At 75.6% G+C, this 1,327-nt stretch carries 1 protein-coding gene; it reads right to left on the reverse strand.

Annotation, left to right across the window (positions count from 1 at the left end; genetic code table 11):
- The coding region (locus E0D90_RS25670) for a polyprenyl synthetase family protein (RefSeq protein WP_227870513.1) at positions 1-978 on the reverse strand (978 nt) is incomplete at its 3' end.
- Positions 979-1,327 lie beyond the last annotated feature (349 nt).

Raw genomic sequence — 1,327 nt, forward strand, 5'->3', positions numbered from 1 at the left:
CCGCCCGCCCGCCCGCTCGACCAGCTCCGCGAGTTCCGCCAGCCGTTCCGGGGTCTCCTGCGGGGCGTCCGCCTCCAGCGGCCGGTAGAGCGCGGCCAGCCGTCGTGCGGCACTGCCCTCGGAGCCCAGCGCCGCCGTGACCGGCAGGGACTTCTTGCGGGCCGCCAGGTCGGCTCCGGCCGGTTTGCCCGTGACCGCGGGGTCGCCCCAGATGCCGAGCAGGTCGTCGGTGATCTGGAACCCCAGCCCCAGGTGGTGACCGAACCGTCGCAGCGATTCGACCCGGTCGGGGGCGGCGCCCGCCCACAGCGCGCCGAGCGCGCAGGAGGAGGCGAGCAGCGCGGCGGTCTTCGCCTCGCTCATGCCCAGGCAGGCGTCGAGCGGGACACGCTCCCGGGACTCGAAGCCGATATCGGTGTTCTCGCCGTCGACCAGCCGGGTGGTGGCGTCGGCCAGATCCGCGACGGCGGCCGCCGCCCGGGGCGAGCCGTCCTCGGCCAGGACCCGGAAGGCGTGGGAGAGCAGGGCGTCCCCAGTGAGCAGCGCGCTGGGCGAACCGAACACCGTCCACGCGGTGGCCCGGTGACGGCGGGTGGTGTCGCCGTCGAGGATGTCGTCGTGCAGCAGGGAGAAGTTGTGGACCAGCTCCACGGCCACCGCCGGGGGCAGGGCGTCCTCGGCCGAGCCGCCGACGGCCTCCGCGCAACCCAGGACGAGAGCGGGCCGCAGCACCTTGCCGCTGAGGCCGCGGTCCGGCAGCCCGGCCGAATCGGTCCAGCCGAAGTGGTAGCGGGCTATACGCCGCAGCTCCGTGGGCAGCCGGTCCGTCCAGCTGAGGAGGGCCGGTTCCACCAGTGCGTGCGCGCGGCGCAGCGCTTCCCGGGCGGCGGTCGTGTCCGGCGGTGGCGCCGGGCCGTCATCGGCGGCCGGGACGGGATCGGGTCGGTCGGGGACGGAGAGGGCGGTCTTGGACGGCACGGTGTGCTCCACGGTCGAGCTGTGCCCGCGCACGGGCTGGAGACCACAGCGTGACCGGCTCGGGCCCAACGCGACACGGTGCGTGACGGGTTCCGGACGGTGCCGGTCCGCTCCGGCCCGGTCCGCTCCGGCCGTCGTCCGGCCCGTGTCCGGCCCTGACCTGCTGCTTCGTGGTGCGGGAGGTCCCTGCCGGAAACGCGTGGGCCCGTTCAACGTGTTCAACATCCGCCGTCGCGTTTCACCCGTTCGGGTGTGCCGTTCGACGACGCCGAGTCCGCCCCTGGCCGGGCCGCTCGCTCACCCGGCCCGCGAGCCGGCCGGCGGGGGAGTGGCCGGCGGGGGAGTGGCG

The organism is Streptomyces otsuchiensis, assembly GCF_004305975.1.
Classification (GTDB): Bacteria; Actinomycetota; Actinomycetes; order Streptomycetales; family Streptomycetaceae; genus Streptomyces; species Streptomyces otsuchiensis.